Annotated in this window: 17 protein-coding genes; 11 read left to right on the forward strand and 6 right to left on the reverse strand. The window is 68.6% G+C overall.

The window, feature by feature from the left end; translation table 11 throughout:
- Positions 1 to 45 precede the first annotated feature (45 nt).
- The 4 genes from U4E84_RS04515 (at position 46) to U4E84_RS04530 (ending at position 5,914) form a co-directional block, all read left to right on the forward strand.
- Entirely contained in the window at positions 46 to 1,122 is a 1,077-nt protein-coding gene (locus U4E84_RS04515; protein WP_322530948.1) for an ABC transporter permease, read from the forward strand.
- Positions 1,119 to 2,129: an ABC transporter permease gene (locus U4E84_RS04520; RefSeq protein ID WP_322530902.1), complete on the forward strand. Its 1,011-nt coding sequence runs from the start codon at positions 1,119 to 1,121 to the stop codon at positions 2,127 to 2,129. The genes U4E84_RS04515 and U4E84_RS04520 overlap by 4 nt, the downstream gene beginning before the upstream one ends.
- A gap of 144 nt (positions 2,130 to 2,273) precedes the next feature.
- Complete coding sequence (locus U4E84_RS04525) at positions 2,274 to 4,289, forward strand: hydantoinase/oxoprolinase family protein (protein ID WP_322530903.1); 2,016 nt, start codon at positions 2,274 to 2,276, stop codon at positions 4,287 to 4,289.
- Positions 4,286 to 5,914: a hydantoinase B/oxoprolinase family protein gene (locus tag U4E84_RS04530; RefSeq protein ID WP_322530904.1), complete on the forward strand. Its 1,629-nt coding sequence runs from the start codon at positions 4,286 to 4,288 to the stop codon at positions 5,912 to 5,914. Before U4E84_RS04525 ends, U4E84_RS04530 begins: the two co-directional genes overlap by 4 nt.
- Before the next feature lie 19 nt (positions 5,915 to 5,933).
- Here the strand turns inward: U4E84_RS04530 and U4E84_RS04535 are convergent, their stop codons facing one another.
- The 4 genes from U4E84_RS04535 to U4E84_RS04550 all read right to left on the reverse strand — a co-directional run bounded on the left by U4E84_RS04535 (position 5,934) and on the right by U4E84_RS04550 (position 11,064).
- Positions 5,934 to 6,230 (reverse strand): DUF3006 family protein, encoded by a 297-nt coding sequence (locus U4E84_RS04535; protein ID WP_322530905.1) that lies wholly within the window; start codon positions 6,228 to 6,230, stop codon positions 5,934 to 5,936.
- Positions 6,227 to 7,639, reverse strand: a complete 1,413-nt coding sequence (locus tag U4E84_RS04540) for a lamin tail domain-containing protein (RefSeq protein WP_322530906.1) — start codon at positions 7,637 to 7,639, stop codon at positions 6,227 to 6,229. The genes U4E84_RS04535 and U4E84_RS04540 overlap by 4 nt, the downstream gene beginning before the upstream one ends.
- 162 nt (positions 7,640 to 7,801) lie before the next feature.
- The gene (locus U4E84_RS04545) at positions 7,802 to 10,873 is read right to left on the reverse strand and encodes a PAS domain-containing protein (RefSeq protein ID WP_322530907.1); all 3,072 of its coding nucleotides are present in this window, start codon (positions 10,871 to 10,873) and stop codon (positions 7,802 to 7,804) included.
- Positions 10,870 to 11,064, reverse strand: a complete 195-nt coding sequence (locus U4E84_RS04550) for a hypothetical protein (protein ID WP_322530908.1) — start codon at positions 11,062 to 11,064, stop codon at positions 10,870 to 10,872. The genes U4E84_RS04545 and U4E84_RS04550 overlap by 4 nt, the downstream gene beginning before the upstream one ends.
- 214 nt (positions 11,065 to 11,278) lie before the next feature.
- Between U4E84_RS04550 and U4E84_RS04555 the strand changes: the two genes are divergently transcribed.
- The 6 genes from U4E84_RS04555 to U4E84_RS04580 all read left to right on the forward strand — a co-directional run bounded on the left by U4E84_RS04555 (position 11,279) and on the right by U4E84_RS04580 (position 15,317).
- Complete coding sequence (locus U4E84_RS04555) at positions 11,279 to 11,848, forward strand: hypothetical protein (protein WP_322530909.1); 570 nt, start codon at positions 11,279 to 11,281, stop codon at positions 11,846 to 11,848.
- Positions 11,849 to 11,904: 56 nt separating this feature from the next.
- Positions 11,905 to 13,719, forward strand: a complete 1,815-nt coding sequence (locus tag U4E84_RS04560; RefSeq protein ID WP_322530910.1) for an aldehyde ferredoxin oxidoreductase C-terminal domain-containing protein — start codon at positions 11,905 to 11,907, stop codon at positions 13,717 to 13,719.
- Positions 13,712 to 14,359, forward strand: coding sequence for a hypothetical protein (locus tag U4E84_RS04565; RefSeq protein ID WP_322530911.1), 648 nt, complete (start codon positions 13,712 to 13,714; stop codon positions 14,357 to 14,359). The genes U4E84_RS04560 and U4E84_RS04565 overlap by 8 nt, the downstream gene beginning before the upstream one ends.
- 84 nt (positions 14,360 to 14,443) lie before the next feature.
- On the forward strand, positions 14,444 to 14,701 hold the full coding sequence (locus tag U4E84_RS04570; RefSeq protein ID WP_322530912.1) for a hypothetical protein: 258 nt from the start codon (positions 14,444 to 14,446) through the stop codon (positions 14,699 to 14,701).
- Positions 14,702 to 14,793: 92 nt separating this feature from the next.
- Positions 14,794 to 15,123 (forward strand): hypothetical protein, encoded by a 330-nt coding sequence (locus U4E84_RS04575; protein ID WP_322530913.1) that lies wholly within the window; start codon positions 14,794 to 14,796, stop codon positions 15,121 to 15,123.
- Between the two features lie 38 nt (positions 15,124 to 15,161).
- The gene (locus U4E84_RS04580) at positions 15,162 to 15,317 is read left to right on the forward strand and encodes a hypothetical protein (protein WP_322530914.1); all 156 of its coding nucleotides are present in this window, start codon (positions 15,162 to 15,164) and stop codon (positions 15,315 to 15,317) included.
- Here the strand turns inward: U4E84_RS04580 and U4E84_RS04585 are convergent, their stop codons facing one another.
- The gene (locus tag U4E84_RS04585) at positions 15,318 to 15,950 is read right to left on the reverse strand and encodes a molecular chaperone TorD family protein (RefSeq protein ID WP_322530915.1); all 633 of its coding nucleotides are present in this window, start codon (positions 15,948 to 15,950) and stop codon (positions 15,318 to 15,320) included. It abuts the gene before it with no gap.
- Positions 15,950 to 18,142, reverse strand: coding sequence for a hydrogenase iron-sulfur subunit (locus U4E84_RS04590; RefSeq protein WP_322530916.1), 2,193 nt, complete (start codon positions 18,140 to 18,142; stop codon positions 15,950 to 15,952). Before U4E84_RS04590 ends, U4E84_RS04585 begins: the two co-directional genes overlap by 1 nt.
- A 282-nt stretch (positions 18,143 to 18,424) precedes the next feature.
- On the opposite strand from U4E84_RS04590, the gene U4E84_RS04595 reads away from it, so the two are divergent.
- On the forward strand, positions 18,425 to 21,658 hold the full coding sequence (locus U4E84_RS04595) for a molybdopterin-dependent oxidoreductase (RefSeq protein WP_322530917.1): 3,234 nt from the start codon (positions 18,425 to 18,427) through the stop codon (positions 21,656 to 21,658).
- The last annotated feature ends 1 nt before the right edge of the window (position 21,659 follow it).

The following is a 21,659-nucleotide window of genomic DNA, read 5'->3' on the forward strand; positions in this document are numbered from 1 at the left end:
GGGACGAGTCGGACCCGGAGCGCGCTCGACGCCGCCGCCGACCGGCTGCTCGACGCGACGGTCCTCGAACGCGTCGGGATCGCGACCGCGTCGACGGCGTTGGCGCTCGGTATCGGGCTCGCCATCGCGGCGATCGCGGGCTACGACTCGGTCCAGTTCGCTCGGCAACTCTTGGTCGGCGCGTTGGGGAGCGAACGCGCGATCGCCCGCACGCTGCGGGGCACGACGCTGTTCGTGTTGACTGGCGTCGCGGTCGCTGTCGCGTTCCGCGCCGGAGTGTTCAACATCGGCGTTCAGGGACAGTTCGTCATCGGGGGGTTCACGACCGTCGTTTCGATCCTCTGGCTGGCGTCCTTCGTGCCGGCCGGCACGGTCGGCGGAATCGTCCTGATGCTGTTCGGTACCGTCGCCGGCGTCGTCGCCGGCGGGCTCTACGGGGCGCTCCCCGGTGTGATGAAGGCGTACGGGGACGCGAACGAGATCATCACGACGATCATGTTGAACTTCATCGCCATCGGTCTCGTCGGGTGGCTCGTCTCGGGGCCGCTCGGAGACCCCGAGGCGACGGCGACGCGCACCAGGCGGCTCCCGGAGAACGTGGAGCTGCCGCAGTTCGTCTTCGGCGACCCCAACCTGTCCGTCGTCGGCGTTCTCGTCGTGCTCGGCGTCGTCGGAGTCACCGCCGCGGTAATGGCTCGAACGCAGTTCGGGTACGACATGGTGACGAGCGGACACCAGGACACCGCGGCGACGTACTCCGGGGTCGACGCGAAACGGATGGTCATCTCGACGATGGCGCTCTCCGGGATGATCGCGGGGCTGACGGGGGCGCTCTTCGTGATCATGATCCAGGGGTACTACACCGATCCGTCCGGCATCGGCAACTACGGGTTCGACGCGATCGCCGTGAGTCTGCTCGCCGCCAACAACCCGCTCGGGGTCGTCCCGGCGGGACTGCTGTTCGGCGGGCTCGAGTCCGCGGGGTCGCACGTGCAGATAAACAGCGACATTCCCGTCCAGCTGATCGACGGGATCGTGGGGCTCGTCGTCCTCTTCGTCGCCGTCCCGGAGCTGTTCCGGATGGTGGCTCACCGGACCGGACTCGGAGGTGACGGCGAATGACCACCAACCCCCTCGGTTCGAGACGGTTCCGGATCGGCGGCATCTCGATCGGGGTCGTGGCGGTGCTTGCAGCCGTTCTCGTGGCCGGGTTCGACGTGGACCTCTCCCGGCTCATCACGCGCGGGTTCGCGACCCGGTCGCTGGAGATGGCGACCCCGATCGCGCTCGCGGCGATCGGCGGGCTGTACGCCGAGAAAAGCGGCGTGTTCAACATCGGGCTCGAGGGGTTCATGATCATCGGCGCGTTCACCACGGCCGGAACGATGTTCGTCCTCGGCGGAACGTCGCCGACGCAGGTGGACGTCTGGACCGCCATCCTCGTCTCGATCGTCGTCTCGACGGTTCTCACCGCCCTCTTCGCCGTCTTGTTGATTCGATACAAGGCCGATCAGATCGTCGCCGGACTGGCCGTCTGGTTCGTCGGACTCGGCTTCGCCCCGTTCACGGCTGCGCTGCTCTGGGGAAGTCGGTCGAGTCCCGGGCTCGCCAGCATCGATCGGCTGGCGTTCGGTCAGTCGCCGTTGCTGTTTTTCACCGTCCTGTTCGTCGGGGCCGCCTGGGTGTTCCTCTACCGCACCCGGTACGGCTACTGGGTGCAGGCCGCCGGCGAAAATCCGGAGGCGCTCGACACCGCCGGCGTCAACGTCAATCGCGTCCGATACGCGACGGTGATCTTCTCCGGGGCGATGGCGGGGTTCGCCGGCGCCGTGCTGCTCGCTCACGCCGGGAACTTCGTCGGTACCGGTTCGACGATGGTCGACGGCCGCGGCTGGATCGCCATCGTCGCCTACCTGTTCGGCAACTACAATCCGGTCGGAGCCGCGGCCGCGGCGCTCCTCTTCGGCGCACTCGACATGCTGAACGTCCAGTTTCAGACGGTCGGCATCGACGTCCCGGCGCGGCTCATCAACCTGCTCCCGTACGCCGCGGTGCTCGTGGTGCTCACGGTGTGGGGGAAGACGCGGGTCCCGTCCGTCGTCGGCGACCCCTACGAGACCGAGGAGTAGCGGTCTCGGCACCGCGGGCTACGGGACCGTCGCGTCGGTGCGTGCGCGAGCGGACCGGTGGCGAACGCGCTCGGCACAACCGTGACAATTATCCACGTGTGGCTCGGCATCCGGATCATCCCCGATGTGTCCGGAGTGTCGCGCATGGAGCTGAGGAGAATCGGTGTCGACGTCGGCGGCACGTTCACCGACGTGGCGCTATCGCTCGACGGCGAGCTCGTGACCGCGAAGGTCCCGAGCACGGACGACCAGAGCGAGGGCGTGATAGCCGGGATCGAGAGTGCCTGCGAGGAGGCCGGGATCGGTCCCGAGAGCGTGACCGAGTTCGCGCACGCGATGACCGTCTCGGTCAACGCGCTCCTCGAAGAGGACGGCGCGAAGACCGCGCTCGTCACGACCGAGGGGTTCCGAGACGTCCTGGAGATCGGCCGCCAGGACCGGCCCTCGCTGTACGATCTCGACGCCGAGAAGCCGACGCCGCTGGTCCCGCGACGCCGTCGCTTCGAACTCTCCGAGCGGGCGACGACCGACGGGATCGAGCGGCCCGTCGACGAAGAGGCGGTGCGAGCGGTCGCCGAGCGGATCCGCGATGCGGACGTCGAGTCCGTCGCGGTCTCGCTCCTGCACGCCTACGCCCATCCCGAGAACGAGACCCGAGTCGCGGAGGTGCTGCGAGCGGAACTCGACGTGCCGGTGTCGGCCTCACACGAGGTCATCGCCGAGTTCCGCGAGTACGAACGGACGTCGACGACGGCCGTCGACGCGTACGTGCGGCCGGCGATCGATCGCTACGTCGGTCGCCTCACCGAGCGCGCGCGCGACCTCGGGATTCCACAGCCGCAGATCATGCAGGCCAACGGCGGCGTCACCGACACCGACACCGTCAGACGGAACGCCGTGACGACCGTCCTCTCGGGACCCGCCGCGGGCGTCGTCGGGGCGAGTGCGATGGCGGCCAACGGCGACGACGACACCGACGATGAACGAGACGGGCTGGTGACCTTCGACATGGGCGGGACCTCCAGCGACGTGAGCCTCGTCCGCGACGGTGAGGCAGCGCGGACGACGGAGGGCGTGATCAACGACCGCCCGATCAAGACGCCGATGGTCGACGTCGAGACCGTCGGCGCGGGAGGCGGGTCGATCGCGTGGGTCGACGCCGGCGGGGCACTTCGGGTCGGGCCGCGCTCGGCGGGGGCCGATCCCGGCCCCGCATGCTACGGGACGGGCGGCACGGAGCCCACGGTCACGGACGCGAGCCTCGTCTTGGGGTACATCGGCGCGAGCACCAGCCTCGGCGGCGAACTGTCGCTCGACGAGGGCGCCGCCCGCGACGCCCTCGCGGACCTCGCCGACGAGGCGGGGATGGCCGGCGCACGGGCGGCCGCCCGCGGCGTCTACCGCGTCGCGAACGCGAACATGACCCGCGCAATTCGGTCCGTGACCGTCGAGCGGGGACACGACCCGCGGAAGTTCGGTCTCGTCGCGTTCGGCGGCGCGGGACCGATGCACGCGGTTTCGATCGCTGACGGCCTCGACATCGATCGCGTGGTGATCCCGCGCGCCTCCGGCGTCCTGTCGGCGTACGGCCTGCTCGCGGCCGACGAGAAGCGCGACGCGGTCCGGACGTACCGGCGCTCGCTCGGCGAGGTCGACCCAGGCGACGTCGACGCCGTGTACGAGGAACTGTCCGAGGAGCTGTTGGCAGCGGTCAGCGACCGCAACGCGGCGACCGTGCGACCGTCCGCGGACCTCAGGTACGCCGGCCAGAGCTTCGAGCTCACCGTGAACCTCGATCGACCCTTCGACGCCGACGAGGCCGGTGAGCGGTTCGCGGCGGCACACGAGTCGGCGTACGGGTACCGGGCGGACGAGCCGGTCGAGCTGGTGAACTGCCGCGTGACGACGACCGTTCCCCGGAGCGCGCCGTCGATCGAGTACGATGGCGGCGACGGCTCACGGAAAGGGTCCCGCGAGGCGGCGTTCGTGCACGGCGTTCGCGAGACGCCCGTCTACGAGCGCCGGCGGTTGCCGGCGGGCGGCTCGATTTCGGGACCCGCGATCGTCGAGGGCGACGAGAGCACGATCGTCGTCCCGCCGGCGTGGGCCGTGCGGGTGCGCGACGACGGCGCGCTACTCGCCGAGGTGAGCGACGCGTGAGTGGCGAACGCGATCCGACGAACGGCAGCGGCTCGGAGCTCGATCCGGTGACCCTGGAGGTCCTCCGGAACCAACTGGAGAGCGTCGCCGCCGAGATGGGACACGTGCTCATCCGGGGGGCGTACTCCCCGAACATCAAGGAGCGACGCGACTGTTCGACGGCGATCTTCGACGCGTCGGGCCGCATGATCGCACAGGCCGAACACATCCCGGTCCACCTCGGCGCGATGCCCGACGCGGTCGACACCGTCCTTCGAAAGGACCCGCGACCGGGGGACGTGTTCGTCGTCAACGACCCGTTCGCGGGCGGAACCCACCTGCCGGACATCACGCTGGTCTCGACGATCGCCCCCGACGACGAGGTCATCGGGTACGCGGTGTCGCGGGCTCACCACGCCGACGTCGGCGGCAGTGCGCCGGGGAGCATGCCGCCGGGAGCGCGGGAGATCTACGAGGAGGGCCTCCGACTGCCGGCGGTCCGACTCGTCGACGGCGGCGATCCGAACGACGCGGTCCACGAGCTGATCCGAGCCAACGTCCGGACGCCGGACGAGCGGGAGGCGGACCTCCGGGCGCAGCGCGCCGCGAACGCGCGCGCCGAGGAGCGGGTCGGCGAGCTGCTCGCGGAACACGGGTCGACGCTGCTCGACGCGTTCGACGCCGTCGTCGAGTACTCCCGGGAGCGCGTCGAGGCCGAGCTCACGGCCCTTCCCGACGGCACGTATCGGGCGGGGGACGTGCTCGAAGGCGACGGGGTGACCGACGACGACATTCCGGTCGAGGTGGCCGTCACCCTCGACGGCGCGACGGTCGACGTCGACTTCGCCGGGACCGCGGACCAGGTCGAGGGCAACCTGAACGCGCCGCTCTCGGTCGCGAAGAGCGCGGTCTACTTCGTCGTCCGCGCGGTCACCGACCCGGAGATCCCGCCGAACCACGGCTGTTACGAGCCGGTGTCCGTGTCCGCCCCCGAGGGATCGCTGCTCAATCCGCGCCCTCCGGCCGCTGTCGTCGGCGGCAACGTCGAGACGAGCCAGCGCGTCACGGACGTCACGCTGGCTGCACTCGCCGAGGCGGTCCCGGACGTGGTCCCCGCCGGTGGGCAGGGGACGATGAATAACCTGATCATCGGCGACCGAACGGGGGCGTTCGCCTACTACGAGACCATCGGCGGCGGGTTCGGGGCCCGCCCCGGAAAAGACGGGATGGACGGCGTACAGGTCGGAATGACCAACACCCTCAACACGCCCGTCGAAGCGATGGAGACCGAGTACCCCCTCAGGGTCGACCGGTACGCGTTGCGCCCGTCGAGCGGTGGTGACGGTCGGTACCGCGGGGGACTGGGTCTCGAACGAACGGTCACCGTCGAGACCGACGCCACCGTGTCGCTGCTCACGGAGCGCCGCCGGACGGCTCCCGCCGGAATCGACGGCGGCGAGGACGGCGCGACCGGACGGAACCTCGTCGACGGCGAAGACGTCCCCGCGAAGGTCTCCGTCGACGTGGAGTCCGGGACGACCGTCTCGATCCGCACGCCCGGCGGCGGCGGACACGGCGACCCCGGAGCGCGCGACGCCGCGGCCAGAGAGCGCGACCGACGCGACGGGAAGGCGGACGACCGGTGAGCCGTCTCGGCGTCGCCCCTCAGGAGTCCTCGTCGGACGGGAGACGGTTCGACAACCGATCGAACCGGTCTTGGGCCTTCTCCGCACGCGCCGTCGTCCGTTCGGGGTCGTAGGCGGCCGAGTCGACGGCGCCGTCGCGGAGCACCACCGCGAGAACCGCGTCGGCGTGGCGGGCGTCCGCGGGCAGCCGCGCCGGATCGAGGAGGGCGTCTCCCACCTCCTCGCCGTCGCGTTCGAAGAACACCCTCGCCAGCCCGTCTTCGATCGCGTCAACGACCGCGGTGTACTCGCCGTCTTCGAGGTCGATGTCGGTCATCGGTAGGACTCCTCCAAGACTCGCTCGCCGTCGCTGGTAGTTACGATCACCGTATCGCCGTCGTTGTTCCAGATCGGCGCTTCCGACCCCCAGTACAGTTCGGCGTCGGTGTCGGTCCCGCTCCCGGTGTACAGCGTCACCGTCGCGTCCGGCGCGAGCGCGACGCCGTCGGGGAACGTGTACCGGTGACTCGCCTCGTCTTCGACGGTCCACCCCGACAGGTCGAGCGTCTCGTCGCCGGTGTTCTCGAAGACGACGTACTCGTCGGTGAGGTTCTCGCGGTCGTCGCCCGCGGCGTCCTCGTGGACCTCTGCGAGCGAGATCGTGCCGTCGGAGTCGCCGTCCGCGGGCGTCTCGTCCGCGTCGTCGCCGTCGTCGATCGCCCCCGTCCCGTTCCCGTCCAACCGGTCGCGCTCGGTCACCTCTCCGCCGGTTCCCGGCTCGACGGCGTCGCCGTCGCGGAGACTGAGCGGATCCGTCGGCGCCTCCCGTTGCGTCTGGACGGACACGGCTTTCCCGTCGCTCGCCAGCACCACGTTCCCGTGCGTGCCGGTCCAATACGTCGGGACAGATCGGTCTGCGAGCCGCTGGAGCGTCTCCGTATGCGGGTGACCGTACTGGGAGTCGTACGCGCTCGAGACGACGACGGCCCGCGGCCGGACCGTATCGAGGAACCGCTCGCCGGAGGAGCTCGCCGACCCGTGGTGCCCGGCCTGGAGGACCGTCGACCGCAGCTCGCTCCCGTACGTCTCGACGAGGTACGCCTCCTGGTCGTCTTCGGCGTCTCCGGACAGGAGGAACTGCGTCTCGCCGTGGGTGAGCTTCAGCACGATGCTGTTCTCGTTGCGGTCCTCGCTTTCGAGGTACGGCTCGGGCGGTCCGAGCACGTCGACGTCGACGTCGCCGAACCGCAATGCGTCCCCCTCGCGGGTTTCGTACAGCGACACGTCGTGGGCCTCGACGGCGTCCAGATACTCGCCGTACGTCTGCGTGCTCGCCGCGATCCCCGGGTCGTACACGGCGCCGATTCCGTCGGCTTCGGTCTCGTAGTACTCGATGACCGCGGCGTGTCCCCCGATGTGGTCGGCGTCGTTGTGCGAGGTCACCAGGTGATCGATCCGGCTGACGTCGTGGCGGCGGAGGTACGACAGGACGTGCTCGCCGTCGTCGTCGTAGTGACCGGTGTCGACGAGCATCGTCTCCCCGGCCGGACTGACGACGAGCGTGCTCACCGACTGCCCCACGTTGATGTAGTGGACTTCGACGGTGCCGAGTTCGGACGCGTCCGAGTCGTTCGCCGCGTCGGAGGCTCCCGACGTGGGGTCGCCGGGAATCGCCCCGACGCAGCCGGCGAGCACCACCACCGCCACGACGACGAGGAGTCGTCCTCGGCCCGCGACTGTTCTCATACCGTGTGACAGTATCCCAAGCGGTAAAGCTCCACCAGGTTCCGGCCGACCGTCGGAGCCGTTCCTATCGCGTCACGGTCCGACGGGTTCGGCTGAACGCTCTCGGGGGAGCCCAGCGGCGACCTCGAAGCGTGCTGAGGCGGTGCCGTGAACGCGGAGCGGCTATGCGGCGACCAGCTCGACGCCGGTGACCTCGAAGCGCGCGCCGTCGGCCCCCTCCGTGACGCGGATCCCCCAGTCGTGCGCGTCGACGACCTGCGTGACGATGCCCAGTCCGAAGCCGGTCCCGGATTCCGACGTCGAATATCCGACGTCGAACACCGCGTCCCGTTCGTCCGGCGGGATGCCCGGTCCGTCGTCCGCCACGTAGAATCCGTCCTCGACGTCGCCGACGGTCACCGTGACCCCGTCGCCGCCGTGTTCGACCGCGTTCCGGATGAGGTTCTCCAGCAGCTGTTTGAGCTGGCCCCTGTCGGCCCGGACGGTCCGCTGGGTGTTCGTCTCGAGCGTCGCCTCGGCGGTTTCGACGTTCTCCCAGCAGTTCGCGAGGAGCGTCGAGAGCTCGATCGGTTCCAGCTCCCGGACGCGGTCGCCCTCGCGGGCGAGCGCCAGGAGGTCCTCGATCAGGGTGTCCATCCGGTTGAGCGCCCGCTCGACCGCGTCCAGCTGCTCGCTCTCGCACTCATCTCGCGCGAGTTCGAGCCGCCCTCCCGCCACCTGTAGCGGGTTCCGCAGGTCGTGTGAGACGACGCTCGCGAACTCCTCCAAGCGGTCGTTCTGGCGGGTCAGTTCTCCCTCGCGTTCCCGCAGTCGCTCCCGCTGGTCGACCTGCTCGAGTGCTGCGGCGACGTTGCTCGCCAGGATCTCACCGAGCACGACGTCGTGTTGGTCGAACGCCTCGGACTCGTCCGAACAGGCGATCAGGACGCCGTACTCCCCGAGCGGGAGGTGGAACTCGCTTTGAACCGTCGAGTCAGGATTGTAGATGTCCGGGTCCTCGTGGACGTCGTCGAGGGCGAGCGTCTCGCCGCTCTCGTAGACGCGCCACGCGATGCCGTCTCCGCGCGCGAACGCCGGCGGGTCGCCGACGAGGTCACGGCCGGTCGCGGTCACCGCTACCGGCACGAGTGCCGACCGCTCGTCGTCGTAGAGGTGGATCGCGTTCGCGTCCAGCCCCAGGATGTCTCGGGCGGCTTCGACACCGATATCGGCAACCTCGTCGCGCGTCTCGGCGGTCATCAGCTCCCGCGTCGTCTCGTTGAGCGCCTCGAGGCGGTCTTCGCGCGTCTTCTGGCCGGTGACGTCGCGGTACACCCACAGGTGTCCGTCCGCGGCGGGGAGCTCGATCGGATGGTAACTCCGGGAGAACGTTCGACCGTCACGCAGCGCAAACTCGTCGTTCCGGACCGGATCCCCCTCGGCCACCAGTCGGTTCGTCCGCTCGACGAACTCGTCCGGGTCGGTGAACAGGTCGCTGACGCCTTGCGCCAGCCGGACACAGTCGGTGCCGCGAACGTCCGCCGGCGCGTCCGGGAGATCGAACAGTTCGATCAGCTGGTCGTTGACCGCCACGACGCTCCGCGCTTCGTCTTCGGCGAGGACGCCGACCGGAAGCGCCTCGAACAGCGTGGACAAGAGCGCGTTCGTCCGCTCGAGCTCCCGCTCGTACGCCTGCTGTTCGGTCACCTCGCGGTCGGAGATGATGAGCGAGACGACCTCCCCCTCGTCGTCGGTCACCGGCCGGATCACGCCCTGGATCGAGTACGGCTCACCCGACGGACGAACGAGGTCCGCGTCGAACTCGACGTACTCGCCGTCCGCGGCTCGATCGACCCACGTCTTGACCTCCTCTTGGAGGGCGTCGGAGTGGTCGAACCACGCCGTCGCCCAGAACGGCTCTCCCACCACCTCCTCACGCGTGATGTCGACGTAGTCTATCGCTGTCTCGTTGATGTCGAGAACGGTACCGTCCGTGTCGATCAGGCCCACGAGGATGTTCGGGTCGTCGAAGATCGCCTGGTACTGTCGCTCTTTGCGCTGCAGATCCAGCTCGCGTTCCTTGCGTTCGGTGACGTCGCGAGCGATGCCGAGGACCTGTCGATCGCCGCTCTCGCTCCCGCTCTCGATGAAGGCCGTGTCTCGGATCCAGCTGACGGCTCCCATCTCGGGATCCGTTCGGTATTCGAGTTCGCCGCGGTCGCGCTCGCCGCTCGTGAGGCGCCGATAGAAGCGGGTGAACTCGTCGCGGTCGTCCGGGTGGACGGCTTTCGCGAGGTGCTCCGTCCACGTCGGTGTGTCGTTCGGTTCGAGATCGAAGAAATCGCGGTACGCGCCGTACCGAACGACCTCGTCGGTGGAACAGTCGATCTCGAAGATGACCGAATCGGTCTGTTCGAGCGCGAGCTGCATGCGTTCGCGCGTCCGTTCGAGCTCGCACTCGCGCCGCCTGCGGTCGGTGACGTCGACGGCGACCCCGAGGACGGACCGCGTATCGACGTTCTCGAGGTCGTACGGGAGCAACCGCGCCTCGAACACGTGTCGCTCGCCGTCGGCGTCGCGGATTTCGAGCGCGGAGATGCGTTTCGCCGTGCCGGTTTCCACCACGGCCGCGATGGCCTCTCGAAGCCGCTCGGCCGACAGCTCGTCGAGCACGTCGGTGACGTGCGTGCCTTCGAGCGCGTCGACGGACCGGTCGTGGAACGCCGCCTGCGTCTCGTTGGCGAGCAGAAGCGTCCCCGTCTCGTCGACGACGTACAGGGGGTGAGGAAGCGAATCGACGATCTCTCGGAGGTGGGCTTCGCTCCGTTCGACCATCCGACGCGACTGATAGTGCTCGACGGCGTTGGTGACCCGGTTGGCCAGCACCGCGTACTGGTCGACGCCGGCCTCCTTCTGAAGGTAGTCGGTCACGCCCGCGGATATCGCCTCGCTGGCCACCTCCTCCGAGCCCTTGCCGGTGAACAGGATGAACGGGAGGTCCGGGTCGGCGTCGCGTACGGTCTCGAGAAACTCGACGCCGTTTCGGCCGGACATGTCGTAATCGGAGATGACACAGTCGAACGACCCGTCAGCGAGCCGGGCGAGCCCGTCGCTGGCGTTCGTCGACGTGACGACGCTGAACCGGTCGTCCTCCCGCCGAAGGAACGTCGCGGTCAACTCCGCGAGGTCGGAGTCGTCCTCGACGTGGAGCACGCGGATCGTCTCGTCTTCCCCGTCCGCTCGCGATCGGATCACTCGCGAGTCGCCTCGTCACCCCCCTCGTCGCTCTTCGAGACGAGGAGGTGGTCGCCATCGATCGTGACGGTGACCGGCTGGTCGGCGTCGAAGGGGAACTGCGAATCGGACACGACGTCGGCGGGAATCGTGACGTACAGCGTGGTCGCGTCTCCGCTACGGAATATGCGGCTGGAATGTGTGTCTGCCATGGTGATCGGTGATCGGAGAACAGGCGTCGTCCGACGGGTCTGATCTCCACTCCTCCGGGTGCGAGAGGGGCGAGACGATCGAACGCGGCACTGCTCCGGATACTCGTGTGTCTACACAGTACCGTGGCGGGTAAGTGTCTTCTGAGAGAACCGATACCACGACAGAGCCCGACCCACCATAGACGTATGTTCCCGCAGATCGTCACCGACGGGTATGGACACGCACGTACCGACCGCTCGCGCGCTCCGCGTCGGTGTCGCGGCCCTCGCGTGTCTCGCGCTCCTCGCCGGTTGCGTCGGTCCCTCGGAGCCCGCCGATCCGTCCGACGGCCCGACGACCGGGACGCCCGTGACCGACTACGAGACGTTCGTCTTCGATCTCGCGCCGTCCGCTGACCCCGTGATCGAGGGGGGGATCGCGACCGACGACGAGTCGGGCGAGCAGCACTACGTCACGGTGCTCACGGACGGGACCGAGACGGACCGGTTTGACGCCTCGCTGCTCCCGGCCGACGCCGCCGAGTTCGTCGACGCCGTCTCGTTCGAGCGCGAACTGCTGGTCGTGATCCAGGCGTTCCCGGCGTCCTCGGTGCCGGACTACCGCGTCGAGTCGATCGCCCGCGACGGTCCGACGCTGCACCTCTCGATCGACGACTCCAGCGACGGTGGGACCGACGACGTCACCGTCGAAACCGTGCTGGTTCGCCTTCCCGGCGACGCTCCCGACAACGTCGTCGTCACCACCGAAGAGGGGGAGAGGTTCGAACTCGGCGAGAGCGGGTAAACGGTAGCCCGTCGACCCCCAATGGTTTTGACTACGAACCCCGAAGGCTCTCTGGAATGGCCGAACGCGAGTACGTTCTCCGGGCCGATCTCTCGTCGGAAACCGTCGGCCGCGAGCGCGTCCCCGGGCCGTGGCGACGCCGGTTTCTCGGCGGGAAGGGCCTCGGCGCGCGCTACCTCTACGAGGAGCTCGACGCGGACACCGATCCGCTCGGCCCCGACAACCTGCTCGCCCTCTGTATCGGTCCCCTCTCCGGGTACCTTCCCGGCGAGACTCGCTACGCCGCAGTGACGAAATCGCCCCTGACGGGCGGGTTTCTGGACTCGTACGCCGGCGGTTCCTTCGCCGATCGCCTCGTCGGCTCGCTCGACGACTGTCTCGCCCTGCTCGTGACGGGCGAGGCCGACGAGCCGGTTCGCGTCGTCGTCGAGAACGGGGAGGGCCGCGTCGAACGCGCATACTCGTGGGGCGAGGACACCGTGGCGACCGCCGAGGCCCACCCCGACTCGGGTGTCGCCTGCATCGGTCCCGCCGGCGAGCGCGGTGTCGCCTACGCGACCGTCGCCTCCGACGCCGGCGACCACCACGCCGGCCGCGGCGGCGCGGGCGCGGTCATGGGCGCCAAGCGGCTCAAGGCCGTCGTCGCCCGGAACGACGCCCCCGAGACGCCTCCGGAACTCGCCGCCCTCCGGGAGCGCGACGAGCGCGAGTACGCCGAGGGCGAGACGGGTCGGTGGCAGGCCGCCGGCGAGACGCTCGAAAGCGTCGACTTCGCCAACGAGGTGGGCGCTCTCGCCACCGAGGGCTGGCAACGCGACCAGTTCGAGGCCGCCGAGGACATCGGCGTCGAGGCCGCCGCCGAGGCCGCCGACGGCCGGGAACACCCCGACAGGGCGGTGCCCGGCGGTTTCGAGGTCGAGACCGCCGAGGGGCGGTCGGTCCCCCGCGGCGCGACGCCGATGACCCTCGGCGCCGGCCTCGGCGTCGGGGAGTTCGACGCCGTCGCGGAGTTGGGCGGCCTGTGCGACCGCCTCGGAATCGACGTGATATCGGCGGGAAACGCCGTCGCGTGGGCGATCCGGGCCGCCGAGGCCGGCCGGATCGACTGCGACCTCTCGTTCGGCGACGCCGACGGCGCCCGACGGCTCATCGAGGCGATCGCGACCGGCGCTTCGGGGCCCTGTGAGTCCGGCGTCGCCGAGACGCTGGCCGACGGCGTCGTCGCGGCGACGGAGGCGTACGACACCGACGACGTCATCCCGACGGTCAAGTCCATGGAGCTGCCGGCGTACGACCCGCGGGCGGCGGTCGGGATGGCGCTGGCGTACGCGACGAGCGACCGAGGGGGCTGCCACCGGCGGGCGCGCCCGATCGAGTGGGAGGTCTTCGCCGAGGACGCCGGCGAGAGCGCGCGGATCGCGGCCGTGGTCACCGCGCAGAACACCCGCTCGGCGCTGTGGAGCTTCGTCGCCGACGACTTCGCGGGCGAGCCCCTGTGGGGGGACTTCGGCGCCGAGTGGTTCGACGCCCTCGGCTACGGCTACGAGACCGCCGACCTCCGCCTGGTCGGAGAGCGGGTCTGGAACCTCGTGCGCCTGTTCAACGCCCGCGAGGGCTTCGACCGGGACGCCGACGAACTCCCCGAGGCGTTCACCGAGCCGATTTCGGACGGCCCCGCCGCGGGCGGCCGAATCGACCCCGCGCAGTTCGACGCCCTGCTGGACGCCTACTACGACGCCCGCGGCTGGAGCCGCGAGGGGCTCCCGACCCGCGAGACGCTGGCCCGCCTCGACCTCGCCGCGGACGCCGAGACTCCCGTGGGCGAGGCGCCCGACCGCACCCCGAAACCCAACCCAGACGACAATGACTGACAGAATCGACCTCGACGACATCGACACCGACGATGACGAGGGATCGGAGGCCAACTACGGCGACTGGCTGTGGCGCGGTGAGGGCAGTCCCGACGAGGAGCCGGATCCGCCGACTTGGGCGACGGCCGAAGCCGACGCGGACGGTCCCGTCCCGCGGGTGCCGCGGGAAGACGAGGACAAGCCGGCCGGCGTGCCCGTCGACCGCGGCGGCTCCGGCGCGGGTGCGACGGTCGGCGACGCGCCCGACGACGCGAGGCCGATGGCCTCCGGTCCGCACGGCGGGGGTATCGACGACATGACCATGGCGCTGACGTACGGCGCGGTTTCGGCGTTGGCCGACCCGCAGCTCGTCGTCGTCTCGGCCCGCGAGTGGGTGGACTGGGTCGGCGTCGTCGGCGACGTCAGCGCGCCGGCCATCACGAAGCTCCAGCGCGAAAACGGCATCGACGCGGACTTCTTCAACGGCACCGGGACCGGCCCCGCCGAGCGGCTGACCGACATCGGCGAGACGTCGATGTTCTACGCCGAGCGGCTGGTCGTCGTCGGCATCGCGGAAGACGAGTGGATCGCCGAGGAGGCCGGCTGGGAGTTCGTTCCGCTGGAGACGGCCGCGGAGAAGGCGGGCTGGGACCTCGAGTAACCGCGCGGTCCCACGTCGGCCGGGGGATCGACGTCGGTCGACGCTCGGGGAAGTTTTTAGTCCGTGCCGCAGAATGACACGGCCATGGGGATTCGAACTGGAGCCCAGCAGAACACGCTGCTTCTCGCGGCGCTACTGCTGTTCGGTGGCTGGACCGCGCTCACGCTTCTCGACGTCGTCACCAGTGCCGGCCCGCTGACGCTCGGAAACTGGGTCGGTCAGCACGGCATCGGTGGTCTCGTCGGCGCTATAGCGCTGTTGTTCATCCTGGCGTTCACCGTCGGCGTGTTCGGCGAGCTGGGCGAGGCCGACCCGACCCCCGACGAGTGGCCCCCGCAGTAGATGGACGACGAGTGTTCCCGCCGCGGGCGCGACCGCTCGGTGCGCGAGGCATCGACCGGACGGACGTCGGGTTTCGACGGGGTGACGAGACCGTGAGCGGCCCCGTCGAGATCCCGCTCTCGGAGCGCTTCCGTCGGGGCGCAGACAGATGGGCCGAAGAGCGCGTCATGGCCGAGGACGCCGCGCTCGAAGCGAAGGCCGAGCAGGCCTTACTCGAGATCGAGCACCTCGCGACGGGCGCCGAGACGGTCGAGTTCGACGTCGACGAGGGGGCGATTCGCTACGAACCCAGCCCGGAGCTGTCGGCGTTTTTGGACGCCCAAGCCGACGAGACCGGCGTCGACCGCGAGACCGTGTTGCTCCTCTACGTCGACCTCTTCGCCGGGGCCTTCCTCTCGGAAGACAGCGTGGTCCCCGAGTGAGGGGAAACTATTTGTCCGGTCCCACGGATCGCCGGTGTATGCACAAGGACAGCAAGTGGCGTCCGGACACGGGGTGCCAGCAGTGTAACGAACACGAGACGTGGACGCACACTGCGCCACACGAGATCAACGACGGCCAGAAGGACCCCGAAGAGATGGACCTGGGGCTCACGGACGAAGCCGACGACGAATAGTCAGCTCATCTGACCGGCGATCTCTCCTTCGAAGGCGACGTAGCCCGACAGGAGGTGCGCCGCCGCCTCGTAGAACGGTTCGTCCGTGTTCGCTAAGACGTCGCGGACGCAGTCGTCGACCCACTCGGAGAGGTGCGTTTCGTGGAGGACCCGCTGGAAGCCGAAGGCCTCCTCGGCGCCCCGCCGTTGCCGCTGGATCAGGTGCCGGAGGAAGGCGAGTTCGACGGCGGCGTGGTCGGCTTCCTCGGGGTACTCCTCCGGCGGCGACCACCCGGCCGCCGAGTAGCTGGCCTCGACTTCGGCCAGGCCCTTCCCGCGGAAGTCGGTGTCGTCTCGGTAGTAGGTCTCGTGGGGGAGGACGGGGGGTCGCGGGCCGACGAAGAGGCGGGTGTACTCGCGCTCGAGATCGTCTCGGACCGCGGCGACGTCTCGGCCCTCGTTCTCCGCGGCGAACGCCCGCAGCTTCTCGAAGCCGGCGTCCAGTTCCTCGGAGACGCCCGCCTCGGGGAGCGTGACCGCCCCGTCAAGCAGGCGATCGAGGAGCTTCTCGGGCGGGTAATCCGCGAAGGCGTCCACGAGGAAACCCGCCAGTTCGAGGCGCGTCTCGTAGAGCGCCTCCTGGTCGAGACTCATCAGTCGCCCTCCATTTCGCCGCTCTTGTGCAGGAGCATGACCCGGCAGTCAGAACAGTAGTCGAAGACGTTCTCGTCGCCCGGAGTGAGGTCGGCGACGAGGCCGCCGACCTCCTCCTGAATCTTGCTGGCGGTGCCCTCGCTGGTAAAGGGCTTGCCGCAGTTGGCGCACTCGCGCATCTCGCCTTCGAAGGCCGTCCGCCACGCCTCGCCGTCGTTGTTCTCGGGCAGAGAAGACAGGTGCAGGCCCGCCTCGAGTTCGATGGCGTTCTCCATACAGCCCTCCTCGCAGGTCCCGCAGTTGACGCACTTCTCGTGGCTGAACTGGAGTTCGGGGCCCTCTCGGCGGAGCGCGTCGGTCGGACAGAGGTTCGAACACGTCGGCGTCAGCGTGCAGGCGTCCGAAACCTCGACGTTCGCGAAGTCCTTGAGCCCGCGAATCACGTCCCGTTCTGGCTCGACGTGCTCGAGGATGGCGCGGACGCTTTCGAGCGTCCAGTCGTGGCTGTTGAAGTCGGGGCTGGACTGCTGGCCCCCGCTCGGCTGCGTCATGGTTCCGCCGTCAGTCAATGCGGCACCGGTCGAAGCGCCTCCAGAACTCGCGGCTAGACGACCAGACGCCTCGTGTTCGCCGGCCGGAACCGGCGTCTCGTCCAGCCCCTCGATGAACGCGTCGACGGCTTCGACGAAGGCCTCGTGGTCGGCGAGGTCCGGAGCGAAGAACGCGACGCGTTTGCCGAGGCCGAGGTCTGTCGTGGCGCGGTTGAGGCGCTCGACCAGTTCGGCCTTCGGGTCCGGTCCGGAGTGGAGACACGAATCGCCACACCCGACGATGGCGACGCCGTCGGCGCCGGCCGCCAGCGCGTGGGCGACGTGGGCCTCGCCGACGGTGTCGGTGCACTCGACCCGGACGGGAAGAATGGGCGGGTACTCGATGTCGGCGCCGATCTGCGAGCGCCGGCCGTACTCGGCGATGGCCTCGGCGGCCCGCTCCGAGCAGACGAACGCGAGCACGGGCGTGGCGATGCCGTCAGATCCGCGGTCGAAGAGCCAGCCGCCCGAATCGTCGGTCGTCGGCCGAAGCAGGCTCTCGACCTGCCGGGCGATACGCTCGTTCGACGGCTTCCGGAGGGTGACGGCGCCGGTCGGACAGGAACTCGTACAGGCGCCGCAGTTCCGACAGGCCTCCTTGAGGAACTCGACGTCGTCGACGCGGGGCCGTTCGACGGCGCCGTGGGGACAGGCGTCGACGCAGGCGGTACAGCCCTGCTGACCGGACTCGCCGGACGCGCAGACGTCCATCTCCAGATCGAGGTGATCGGGGCCTTCGTAGCCGCCGAGCATGGAGTCGACCGCGGCGACGGTCGCGGCGTCGACGTGGGTGTAGAAGCCGATGCGACCGCCGCGGGTGTCGGCGTCGGCACCGGGGTAGACGACCTGATCGAACTCGAGTTCACGGGTGGTTCCGTCCATCTCGATGGCGTCGACGGGACAGCAGTCGGCCCACTCGCCGTCGGGGGCCTCGGGGTCGATGTCGACCGGCTTGCTCGTCACCATGCCGTCAGGACCCCGCCGAACGCACTCCATACAGGCGATGCAGTCCTCGGTGACGCGAGCGTCGAGCGTCAGCGTGAACTCGCCGAACCGGCCGGAGACGTCGGCCACGCGGCCGCGTTCGACGGCCACCTCATCGAGGTCGGCGGCACCGGCCAGCTCCGCGCCGTCGGCGATGAGCGTCACGTCGGCGCCGTCGGAGAGCGCAACGGCGGTCTCTGAGTCGCCCACGACGGCGACGCTGTCGCCGGCCTCGCGGGTGTGCGTCCGGGTCACCGACTCGTACTCGAGGCCGGCGTAGGCGGCGTTGAGCAGGCGAGCGGTCTTGTCGGTCGCCGCCGACTCGTCGTGGACCCAGCCGGCGCCTTCGCGCTGGTCGACGAACTCCACGGCGTCGGGGTGAAGGCCGTGGTCGGTCGCCATCTCTCGGAGGTCAGCCTGAACGCCGGAGTCGGGACAGGTGACGACGAGCTGGTCGAGATCGTGCTCGTCGATGACCGCCTCCATGGCGTCACGGCCCTCGCCGCAGAGCAGCCGAGAACTCGCCGCAACGTCGACGTCGGTGACGCCCTCGCGAGCGTCCTCGAGGTCGATATCACAGGTATCCGCACAGGAGCAGACGAAGGTCCCCGTGTTCATCGCGTCCGGCTAACGGGCGAAGTGATAAAGAACTTGTTGCGGGACCGGAGACATGGGGGCGTCTGCTCGACGTGAGGACCGCGAGACGGGGGATCGACCGCAGAATTTATGCGCGAACATATGTCATTGATATATTAATTTGCGACATACTTACTGTCGCGTTAGTAGCGGCATTATTCTCCCGTTTCACCCGGAAGTTTCTTTTATTTTCATGAGGATCCGATTGTCGTATGGTATCTGTGGACGCGCCGTACGTGAGGGGGGAACACCAGGACGCTACGTATGAGTGAGCCCGTAACACTTGACCTCGACAGGCGTTCGTTCATGAAGGCCTCCGCGCTGGCGGGCGCGGTGGCCTTCGGTGGCGGCGTGACTGGGCAGGTCGTCGGCCAAGAGGATGAACCGGACGGCGTCGGCGACGACGCGGAGACGGCCAAGGTAATCTGCAATTACTGCTCGATCGGATGCGGGTTCAAGGCGGTCAAGGACGGGAACGCGTTCGTCGGCCAAGAGCCGTGGCACGAGAACCCGCTGAACAACGGATCGCTGTGTTCGAAAGGGGCTGGCATTCTCGAGACCGAACACTCCGAACGCCGACTCAAACACCCGATGCGGAAGGAGAACGGCGAGTGGCGGAAGATCTCGTGGGACGAGGCCTACCAGCAGATAAGCGACACTTATGACGACGTCGTCGAGCGATACAGCCCCGAGAGCGTGATGCTTCTGGGCTCGGCTCACCACTCCAACGAGTCCGCCTACGCCTCCCGGAAGTTCTCCGCGTTCCTCGGGACCAACAACATCGATCACCAGGCGCGCATCTGCCACTCGACGACGGTCACCGGCCTCGCGAACACCTGGGGATACGGGGCGATGACCAACACGATCAACGACTACCGGAACTTCGATCTGCTCATCATCATCGGGCAGAACCCCGCGGAGGCCCACCCAGTCGTGATGCAGCATATCTTGGAGGGCCAAAAGCGCGGCGGCACCATCGTCTCCATCGACCCCCGATACACGAAGACCTCGGCTCACGCGGACCACTTCTACCGGATGCGTCCCGGGACGGACGTGGCTATCATGATGGGTCTCATCAAGTACGTCCGCGACCAGGACGAACTCGACGAGACGATGCTCGACGAGCGAACGATAGGCTGGCCCGATGTCGAGGCCGAGCTCGACGAGTACGACCTCGAGACTGCCGCCGACATCAGCTGGATCAGCGAGGAGAGCCTCCAGGAGATCGGCGACCTCATCATCGAGAACAAGCCGAACATCCAAATCGAGTGGGCGATGGGCGGTACCCAGCACAACAACGGGACTCAGAACATCCGCTCGTACGCACTGGCGTCGCTGGCGACGGGATCGGCGGCCCGCTCCGGCGGTGGGCTCCAGGTCATGCGCGGCCACGCCAACGTCCAGGGGGCGACCGACCTCGGCGTCGAATCGTCCATTCTGCCCGGCTACTACGGCGTCGGCGGGGCGGGGTCGTGGGACCACTGGACCAACGTCTGGTCACAGAGCCCGTGGACCTCGGGCAGCATCTCCGCACAGGAGCTCCACGACGACTACTTCGTCACGATGGACGACGAGACCTTCGAGAAGGTCAACGGCGATCCGCCGGACCCGGACCGCGACACGAGCTGGCCCGACACCGATGGCAACATGATGTTCCACGAGGGGCTGACCGTCGCTCGGTGGTACGAGGCTGCGCTCGACCAGGAAGACCGACTCAACGAGTCGGACCTCTATCAGCCGGATCCGGTGAAGATGGCGTTCTACTGGGGCCACTCGGCGAACTCGATCTCCGAGATGGACAAACAGCGGAAGGCGATGGAGGCGCTCGACCTCCTGGTGGTCGTCGACGTCTTCCCCTCGGTCGCCGGCACGCTTCCGAAGGAGGACAACGTCCTCCTGCTGCCGGCCTCCAGCCAGTACGAGCACGTCCGCACCCTGACGAACACGAACCGCTCGGTCCAGTGGTCCGAGCGCGTCTCGCCGCCGGCGCACAACTCCAAGCCCGACCTCCAGATCTTCATGGAGCTGGCGCACGAACTCGGCTTCGGCGAGCACTTCGATTGGGGCTCCGGCGACGAGATCTACAACGGCCGGTCGACCCACGAGGACGTCGTCCGCGAGATCAACCTGGGGACCCGGTCCATCGGCTACCAACAGCCTCCCGAGAAGCTCCAGCAACACGTCGAGTACGACTACCTGTTCGACACCGACACGCTGCGTGCGGACGCGCCGGGCACCCCCGTCGACGGCGACTACTGGTCGCTGCCGTGGCCCTACTGGGGCGGCGACCACCCGGGAACGCCCATCATCTGGACCTCGGAGCTCGATCCGCGGGACGGTGGACACGACTTCCGGCCGAACTGGGGGACGCAGGCGCCCACGCCCGACGAGTGGGAATCGATGGACGTCGACAAGCCCTACCCGCTGGCGGAGACCGTCTCGCAGGAGGGGGAAGCGGAGGGCCTCGACATGCTACGCGACGAATTCGAGCCCGACTGGTGGGACGACACCATCGAGGGCGTCCCGCAGTACCCGGCCTTCACGACGACGCTGCCGGACGACGTGACCAGTCCGTCCGACCAGTCCCTGCCACAGGAGTACGCGCTCAGAGAGGACAGGTCGGCCTTCGACGCCGCGCGCGAGCTCAATGAGAACTACGGCCAGAACCACGACCTGGAGTTCTGGCGGCAGTTCGACAACGAGCAGCCGGACCCGCCCACGGGGCGCGGGAAGGCGCGTGCGGTCGTGTGGAACTTCCTCGACACCGTTCCGGTCCACCGCGAACCGATCGAGAGCCCGCGGGCGGATCTCGTCGAGCAGTGGCCGGCCAACGGTCAGCAGACCAACTTCTGGCGGCTCGACCAGAACAACGCGACGACACAGGAAGAGGCGATGCAGTCGGTCGGGTCCGCGATGGAGGAGATGCCCGACGGTGCCCGGCAGCTGATCCTCACGTCCGGCCGCCAGGTCGAACACCAGGGCGGCGGCGCCGAGACTCGGAACAACCCGCTGACGGCGGACCTGCAACCGCACATGTACGCGGAGATTCATCCGGACGTCGCCGCGGAGATGGACCTTCGCGGCGGCGAGGACCACGTCATCATCCACCCGGCCGCCGAGAGCAAGAGCTCGATCTTGGTGAAAGCGAAGGTGACCGAGCGGCCGAACACCGAGGAGATCTTCCTCCCCTACCACTGGGGCGGCGTCTTCAGCGGTCAGAGTCAGGTCGACTCCTATCCCGAGGGAACGAAACCCCTCGCAATCGGCGATTCGGCCAACATCGTGACGTCCTCCGGCTTCGACGCGGAAACCCAGATGCAGGAGACGAAAGCCGGGATAGTCGTCATGGAGAAGGCGACGCAGGCGCGGGTGGACGAACTCGACATGGAGTTCATCGACTACCCGCAGGAGGAGGCCGGTATCGGCCGACAGAAGAGTTACGACACGCGGGATTGGGACATGACCGAGGGACTCGAGCAGAGCGTCGGTGACGACTAGC

It is taken from the genome of Halorubrum sp. AD140 (assembly GCF_034497445.1).
Taxonomy (GTDB): Archaea; Halobacteriota; Halobacteria; order Halobacteriales; family Haloferacaceae; genus Halorubrum.